Annotated in this window: 7 protein-coding genes; 3 read left to right on the forward strand and 4 right to left on the reverse strand. The window is 73.3% G+C overall.

What is annotated here, in order from left to right; all coding sequences use genetic code 11:
* Positions 1–323: 323 nt before the first annotated feature.
* A complete protein-coding gene (locus GT045_RS05060) occupies positions 324–659 on the forward strand; it encodes a CBS domain-containing protein (protein WP_161287639.1) in 336 nt (111 codons plus the stop codon).
* A gap of 6 nt (positions 660–665) precedes the next feature.
* On the opposite strand, the gene GT045_RS05065 is transcribed toward GT045_RS05060, so the two are convergent.
* From GT045_RS05065 to GT045_RS05080, 4 genes are all read right to left on the reverse strand, one after another.
* Positions 666–2,027: a C1 family peptidase gene (locus tag GT045_RS05065; RefSeq protein ID WP_345942547.1), complete on the reverse strand. Its 1,362-nt coding sequence runs from the start codon at positions 2,025–2,027 to the stop codon at positions 666–668.
* A 157-nt stretch (positions 2,028–2,184) separates the two neighbouring features.
* Positions 2,185–3,468 carry a hypothetical protein gene (locus tag GT045_RS05070; RefSeq protein ID WP_161333404.1) on the reverse strand — a complete coding sequence of 428 codons (1,284 nt, stop codon included), beginning with the start codon at positions 3,466–3,468 and terminating at the stop codon, positions 2,185–2,187.
* A 59-nt stretch (positions 3,469–3,527) separates the two neighbouring features.
* Positions 3,528–4,025, reverse strand: coding sequence for a SigE family RNA polymerase sigma factor (locus tag GT045_RS05075; protein WP_161297059.1), 498 nt, complete (start codon positions 4,023–4,025; stop codon positions 3,528–3,530).
* Positions 4,026–4,314: 289 nt separating this feature from the next.
* Positions 4,315–5,790 (reverse strand): MFS transporter, encoded by a 1,476-nt coding sequence (locus tag GT045_RS05080; RefSeq protein WP_161287501.1) that lies wholly within the window; start codon positions 5,788–5,790, stop codon positions 4,315–4,317.
* Between the two features lie 149 nt (positions 5,791–5,939).
* Here GT045_RS05080 and GT045_RS05085 point away from each other — a divergent pair, with 149 nt between their 5' ends.
* Entirely contained in the window at positions 5,940–6,905 is a 966-nt protein-coding gene (locus GT045_RS05085; protein ID WP_161333405.1) for a LysR family transcriptional regulator, read from the forward strand.
* Between the two features lie 241 nt (positions 6,906–7,146).
* Positions 7,147–7,635, forward strand: a 489-nt coding sequence (locus GT045_RS05090) for a cbb3-type cytochrome c oxidase subunit I (protein WP_345942548.1), incomplete at its 3' end; no start/stop codon positions are given.

Raw genomic sequence — 7,635 nt, forward strand, 5'->3', positions numbered from 1 at the left:
ACGCAGGGCCAGAAGGGCCCGCAGGCCGAGAACATCGTTCCCGCCTGAACCGTCGCCTGACGCGAGCGTCGCGAGCCCAGGGCTCGCACGTCACGTGGCTGGGGCCCGCACTCTCGGGGTGCGGGCCCCAGCCGTTTTCGTACCGCCTCACTCGGCTCCCCTCCTCCGAGTGGAGAGACACCACCGTCGTTCTCGCAGAGGAGAAGCCTTTGACGTCGTCCATGTCCTGCTCCCCGAAGCTGCCGGCCTGCCCCCAGCAGGTCCCGTCCCGCGCCCACCCGGCCGGGAGGGTCTACAGCACCGGTCTGACCGCCCGTGACGTCATGCACGCCCCCGGGCCGCAGGTGGACGAGCACATGACGGTCGACGTGGCCCTGTCCGTCCTCATCGGCGCCCGCGTGCCGCACCTGCTGCTGCGGGACGAGGACGGCCGGTGCACGGGTCTGGTCACCCGGGCCCAGCTCGCGGCGCACCGGGGCGGTCACTGGTACGCCGACCGGACCCGGCTGCGGGACATCCCGCTCGACCGCGGCCCGTTCACCTCGTCCGCGACCATCCTCGACGACGCGGAGGCCGCCATGCGGGTCCGGACGCTGGACGCGTCCCCCGTCGTCGACGACCAGGGTTACGCCCTGGGCGTCCTCGCCCTGCCGCGCTGACCCGCCTCAGCCGGCGAGGGCGCCCATCGGGTCCCACGCGGGGAGGACGATCGGCGGCCGGCCGAGGGCGTCGGCCAGGTCCGCCGGGAGGGCGGAGCGGCGGACGGCGATCTCGAAGACGTGCTCGCCGAACCACGAGTCGTTCATGGTCCAGAAGCCCTTGTCGGCCTTCTTCTCACCCCAGCTGTTCTCCACCCGCCAGCGGCGCGGGCTGCCGTCCACCACGTCGACGCCGGTGAACAGCATCGCGTGGGTCATCTGTGTGTCGTGGTGCAGCAGGCGGTCGGCCTTGTCCATGGTGAAGGGCGCATCGTAGACGGCGGCGTAGTCGAAGAGCGCGGCGTCCCAGACACCGGCGTCCGCGTGCATCATCTTGGCCACGTCGCAGCCGAACCACACCGGCTCCCCGCCGACGATCGTGTCCATGGCCAGTTGCTTCAGCAGCCCGACCGGCACGTTCAGGTAGACCACCGGCGGGGCGTCCACGACGTTGCCCAGGTACTCGACGGTGAAGGTGCGGCCGACCGGGCTCGACTCGCGCGGGTCGTGCACCAGGCAGACGTACTCCTCCAGCGGGAGCCGCACGTACGAGGCGGCGAACTGAGCCGGGGTGAGCCAGCCGTCGCGGTGGAACCGCTTGTCCTTGTCCTCCCACTGCCACAGGAACCGCCGCGGCGGGGTGCCGAGGTGGATGCCGAGCACGCGGTGGACGGCGGACAGCACCTCCCGCTTGCGCTCGCGCTGGGCGTCCGTCCCCGCGCCGGCCAGGGCGCGCAGGTCGCGGGCGCCCTGACGGAGCAGCGTCTGCAGGGAGCGGTTCATCGCCCGGGTCGAGGAGGAGCTGTCCGTCTCCGGCATCACCGACTTCGGCACCAGGCCGTGCTTGGCGACCAGGGCCACGAACATGTTCCACTGGCCGCCGTCACCGATCGGGTCGGCCAGCAGATGCGCCACCGTACGGTCGTCCACGTCCCGGTCCGAGGTGTCGACGACCGCCTCGAGGAAGTGGTTCGCGCGCTCGAACTTGTCCCACCAGAGCAAATAGTTCTGGGAGAACTCGAAGTCCTTGACGCCCAGTTCGCGTGCCGCGCCGACGCGGAGCAGATTGAGCCCGGCGAACATCCAGCAGCGTCCGCTCTGCTTCTGGTCGGTGGCCTTCCAGTCGTCCAGGTGGTGGGAGACGGAGTGGTCGATGCCGGTGAGGATCCGCCGGTCCAGGGCGACGTCGTCCACGGGTGTCCGGGTGACCGCGTTCTGCATCAGCCGGTTCGCGGGACGGGCGTCGAACTCCTTCTCGAACGCCTCCAGCTGATCCGGGGTGAGGTCTCGCTCCATGGCCGGGCGGGAGTCGTCGTTTCCGAAGGACACAGCGGTTTGCCTCCAGTTTCCCCAGGGTTCCCGAGACGAGCGCGCCCTCACCGTCGCACGGTCGTTCGGCCGGAGTCAACGGACCGGGCGTCACCCCGCCGCCCCCGGCCGCCCGGGGTGCGGGGGGCCGCTTCACGCCCCGGCGGGCCCGCGCCGCTCAGCCCGTGAAGAACCGCTTGTCGAGCGCGATGCCGGCCAGCCGGTCCATGCTCAGGGCGGGTCGGGGACGCGTCACCGGGGCGCTCTCGGCATAGGAGTTGACCTCCCGGGCCGCCACCCGCCGGCCGTCCGGGTACAGGACGTCGACCAGCCACACCTGGGCCGCACCGCCCTTCTCCGACGATCCGCGGACCTTCTTGACCAGGGTGCCGTCGTCGAGCCGCGCGGCCTCGCAGTGACCGGTGACATCGGCGCAGCCCATGTGCCCGGCCAGGTCGGCGGTCATGTCGTACTGCACATCGACCTCCACCATGTTCTTGCCGTGGCCGTCGTCGTAGACGAGCTGGACCAGTCCGTCCCCGGCGTTCTCGTCGGAGACGGTCCCGCCCCCGGGCAGGTGTGCCTTCAGTACCCGGCTCAGCCGGGGGCCGGGTGCCTGCCGGCCGCCGGTGGAGGCGGGGCCGGTGGGGGCCCGCCGCGGGGCCGGCAGCGCGGCGATCGCCTTGTGCCACGCCGGGCTGCGCACGATCGAGGTGAGCCGGGCCGGGGACAGCAGCGGATCGGCGCTGCCGGACGACGCCTTCTCGCCGCCGCCGCCGAACTCCTGCACCGACAGCTGGACGCCGTCGGCGGTGGTGAGCACGGCGTACCAGCGCTTCTGGCCGGTCTCAGCGTTGGGGTAGGTGAACGACCTGGTGATGTCGAGCACCGCGCCGCCCGGGAGCTTCTCGGTGGTGCACTTGTCGAAGGGGCGGACCTCCACGGGCAGGCATCCGCCGTCGCCCTGCTGGTCGCGGGGGATCCCGGGGTCCAGCCTGGCGAGGGTGAAGTCGACGGCCGAGGATCCCCGCGCGGTGGTGTAGGTCAGCCGGGCGGACGGCCGGACGCCGTGGCCGCCGTCCTGGGTGCCCGTGCCCGAGGCCGCGGAGACGGTACCGCCGGGCGGCAGCAGGCTCCGGAGCGTACGGACCATCTCCGCCCCGCTGACCGGTGGGGCCGTCCGGGAGGCCGGGCGTTCGCCGGTACGGCCGTGCCCGGAGGCCGCCGGGCCGCCGGCGGAGCCGGGGCCGGGGTGGCCGAGAGCACCGGTGGCGAACAGGCCGCCGCCCAGCGCGGCCACGGCGGTGGCCGCGCCGGCGATCCGGACGGCGGTGGCCAGCCGCATCCGCCGGCCCCGGGCGACGGAACGCCGCACCAGGTCGGCGGAGTGGGGCGGGAAGTCGACCGTGGCCCGGCCCAAGGCGCGGGCCATCCTGGTCTCGAACTCCTCGTCGGGGGACATGGCAGGTCTCCGTTCCTCCGGGATCGGATGCGGTTGTTCTCGGTACGGCCGGGGGCCGCTCATGCGGCCAGGTCGGCCAGCTCGGTGCCCAGCAGGGCGCGCAGCCGTTGCAGGGCGCGCGTGCTCCGGGTCCGTACGGCACCCGGCGACTGCTTCAGGACGTGGGCGGTCTCCTCCACCGAGCGGTCCTCCCAGTAGCGCAGCACCAGCACGGCCCGGTCCTTGGCCGTCAGCTGCGCCAGGCCGTCGAGCAGGGCCATCCGCAGTTCCGCGTCCGGCGCCGGTCCGGCGGCGTCGGGCAGCCGGTCGCTGGGGCGCTCGGTGGAACTGCGGCGGCGCCGCTGGGAGATGTAGGTGCGCACCAGCACGGTGTTGGCGTAGGCCACCGGGGACTCCGCGCGGCTGATCCGCCGCCAGGAGCGGTACATCTTGGCCAGGGTCTCCTGCACCAGGTCCTCGGCGAGGTGCCAGTCGCCCGTGAGCAGGCAGGCGGTCCGGAACAGCGGCCCGCTGCGGGCGACTGCGAACTCCAGGTAGTCCGCGGGAGCTTCCCTCACCGTGTGTCCTCTCGTGGTCGACGTCCATCTCTTACACGCGGTGAGGATGCCGAGGCGTTACGGGGTCGGGCCGACCGATTTCGCGGGGCCGCTCCTCGGCGGGACCGGCGGCCCGGCGGGGGGCCCGGCTGGGGGCCCGGCTGGGCAGCGGTCGGTGGAGGAAGAGGGTGGGACGCGGTCAGCGGGGTGGGCGCCGCGGTCGGTGGGACGTATGGACGCGGTCAGCGGGGTGGGGGGCCGCGGTCGGTGTGGGGTGTGGCCACGGTCGGTGTGGAGTGGGGGGCCGCGGTCAGCGGGAGGTGCCGGCGTCCGCCGAGGTGGCGGCCGGGGGCGTGGCCGAGGACGCGGCCTGGGACGTCGGCTGGGCCGGGGCGGAGCGGCGGGAGGGGGCGCCCAGGAGGCTGACTGCGGTGGCCGTGAGGGCGGCCACGAACGGCACGACCAGACCAGCCCGGTAGCCCTCCAGCAGGCCGGCGGGGGTCTCCGGGCCGGCGGCGGCCGTGCTGACGGCGGTGACGGCGGAGAGACCGAGGGCGGCACCGAACTGGAAGGAGGTGTACAGCAGCCCTCCCGCGAGTCCCTGCTCCTCCTGCGCGACGCCCTCCGTGGCCACGATCGTGAGCGGGCCGTACGCCAGGGAGAAGGCCAGACCGAGGACGAGCAGGCTCGGGAACATCATCGCGTAGGTCCAGTCCGCCCCGACCGGGAGGAACAGGCCGTACGCGAGCGCCGCGAGGAGAAGGCCGCCGGAGATCACCCGGGCGTGGCCGAAGCGGCCCACCAGCCGTGGGGTGAGGGTCGGCGAGAGGACCGCGTCGACACCGGCGACCAGCATCGCGAGGCTGGTCTCCAGCGCCGACCAGCCACGCAGTTCCTGGAGGTAGAGCACGACGAGGAACTGGAACCCGAAGAACCCGGCGGCGAACAGCATGGCCGCGAGGTTCGCCCGCACCAGGGGGCCGCGGCGGAGGATCCCGAGGCGCACCAGGGGCGCCGGGGAACGCCGTTCGACGAGGACGAAGACGGTGAGGAGCGCCAGGCCGCCCAGCAGCGTGCCGGCGGTGCCGGCGATGCCGGCGTGGGCCGCGCGCTCGACGCCCAGCACGATCAGCACGAGCGCGGCGGTGACGGTGACCGCTCCGGGCGCGTCGACCCGGCCCCCGGCCCGGTCGGGACGCGCCTGCTTCGGGACGTACACGACGGCGGCGGCAAGGACGGCGAGGGAGAGGACGACCGGCGCGAAGAAGACCCACCGCCAGTGGACGGCGCTGAGCAGCCCGCCGGCGACCAGGCCGACGGTGAAGCCGGCGGCGGCGGTGCCCGAGTAGACGAGCAGCGCCCGGTCGCGCGCGGGGCCCTCGGCGAAGCTCGTCGTGACGAGGGACAGGCCCGCCGGGGTCATGAAGGCCGCGGCGACACCGGTGACGAACCGGGCGAGGATCAGCGTCCATCCTTCGGTGGCGAGGCCGCCGAGCCCGGAGAACAGCAGGAAGACGGTGAGCCAGAGCACGAACATCCGCCGGCGCCCGAACAGATCGGCCGCCCGGCCGCCGAGCAGCATGAAACCGCCGTATCCGAGCACGTAGGCGCTCATCACCCACTGCAGCGCGCCGGTGGACATGCCGAGATCGGCGCGGATGGACGGCAGGGCCACGTTGAGCATGGCCACGTCGATGCCTTCGAGGAAGATGGCGCCGCACAGCACGAACAGGACGGCCCGGGTGCGGATGCCCGGCCCAGCCGCCGCGCGGGGGATTCCGGCCATGGTGAACTCCTTCGCCAGCAGGGGGATTTGTCGGTCCCCCCAGCGTTCGCCGACGCCCGCCCGGGAACAACAGCGATGATCGCAACGTTCGTTCAGCCAGGCTTACCGATCGGTGCCGGGTGCCCATGTCCGCAGGCCCGGGGAGTGGCGTGGACCAGAACGAACTCGACTGTTTCCTCGTGCTGGCCGAGGAGCTGCACTTCGGCCGCACCGCCGGCCGTCTGCGGCTCTCCCGGGCCAGGGTGAGCCAGCTCGTCCAGCGGCTGGAGCGCCGCGTCGGAGCGCCCTTGTTCACCCGCACCAGCCGGCAGGTGGCGCTGACGAGCCTCGGCAGCCGGCTGCGTGACGATCTCGAACCGCACCGTCGCGGTATCGAGAACGCGCTGGCGCGCGCCGTGGCGTCGGCGCGCGCGCTGGACGGTGTCCTGCACGTCGGCTTCTCCACCCCGCTGGCGGGGGAACTGGTGATGAAGGTGACCGAGCGGCTGCGCGCCGGCCGTCCCGGGCTGACCGTCGAGGTGTGCGAGGTGCCTTGGACCGATCCGTACGGGATGCTGCGCGCCGGTGACTTCGACGTGCAGCTGACCGACTTCCCGGCGCCGGACGCGCCGGCGCGGGAGGACGACGTGGTGCACGGGCCCACCCTCCTCACCGAGGGCCGGGTGCTGGCCGTCGCGACGGGGCATCCCCTGGCCGGGCGGGACGCGATGACGCCGGAGGATTTGGCCGGCGTGGTCCTGCTGACGGTCGAGGGCGACCTCCCGGAGCACTGGCGGCGGTATCGCGTGCCGGCCCGCACGCCCGGCGGCACACCGATCCCGCAAGGGCAGGCCGTCACCAACCTCCAGGAGGCGCTGACACTGGTGGCCGGCGGCCGGGGGGCGATGCTGGTGGCGGCCCACATCGCCCGCTACCACGGCCGTCCCGGGGTCTCCTACGTGCCGGTCGAGGAGGACCGGCCCCTGCGGTACGGCGTGGTCCGGCGGTCCGGGGCCGCGCAGCCGGCCGTACGCCTCTTCGAGACCCTCGCCCGAGAGGTCGCCCGCGAGGCGGCCCGGGACCTGGCTCCGGCTCCTCCGGAGGGCCGGCGGTCAGGAGGACCTGCGGCCCGGTGAGCCGGCGTCCCCCTGAGCCGGCGTCCCCGTGAGCCGGCGGCCGGTCCGTCGCTCCGGGGTGCGGGCCGGGCGGTCCTGGGGGCCGTGGCGGCCGCCCCGGCTGCTCCGTCCGGGTGCATCCGTCATCCGAACGGCCGCGCGTCGGCCCCCATGGGTGCCCGGGGGCGCCCCCGCGCGGTTGAGGATGGCGGATGACGGACGCGGCGCGGGCGCACGGCGAGCATCGGGAGACGGACGACTGGTGAGCATCCTCAACGAACCCCAGGGCGGTGCCGAGGCAGCCGGCGACTCCTACGAGAGTGAGCTGCCGCTCAGGCGCAAGCAGCCCGGCAATGTCGTGGTGAAGTGGATGACGACCACCGACCACAAGACGATCGGGACGCTGTATCTGTCGACGTCGTTCGCGTTCTTCCTGTTCGGCGGCGTGATGGCGTTGATCATGCGCGCCGAGCTGGCCCGTCCCGGCATCCAGATGATCTCGAACGAGCAGTACAACCAGCTGTTCACGATGCACGGCACCGTGATGCTGCTGATGTTCGCGACGCCGCTGTTCGCCGGGTTCACGAACTGGATCATGCCGCTGCAGATCGGCGCGCCCGACGTCGCGTTCCCCCGGCTGAACATGTTCGCCTACTGGCTGTACCTGTTCGGCTCGCTCATCGCGGTGGGCGGCTTCCTCACCCCGGACGGCGCGGCCGACTTCGGCTGGTTCGCCTACTCCCCGCTGTCG

The sequence above is a fragment of the Streptomyces sp. SID486 genome (genome assembly GCF_009865385.1).
Classification (GTDB): Bacteria; Actinomycetota; Actinomycetes; order Streptomycetales; family Streptomycetaceae; genus Streptomyces.

Bases quoted from the DNA above. Each gene is read 5' to 3' on its own strand.
- GT045_RS05080 (WP_161287501.1), bottom strand. From the start codon at position 5,790: ATGGCCGGAATCCCCCGCGCGGCGGCTGGGCCGGGCATCCGCACCCGG.
- GT045_RS05060 (WP_161287639.1), top strand. From the start codon at position 324: ATGCACGCCCCCGGGCCGCAGGTGGACGAGCACATGACGGTCGACGTG.
- GT045_RS05070 (WP_161333404.1), bottom strand. From the start codon at position 3,468: ATGTCCCCCGACGAGGAGTTCGAGACCAGGATGGCCCGCGCCTTGGGC.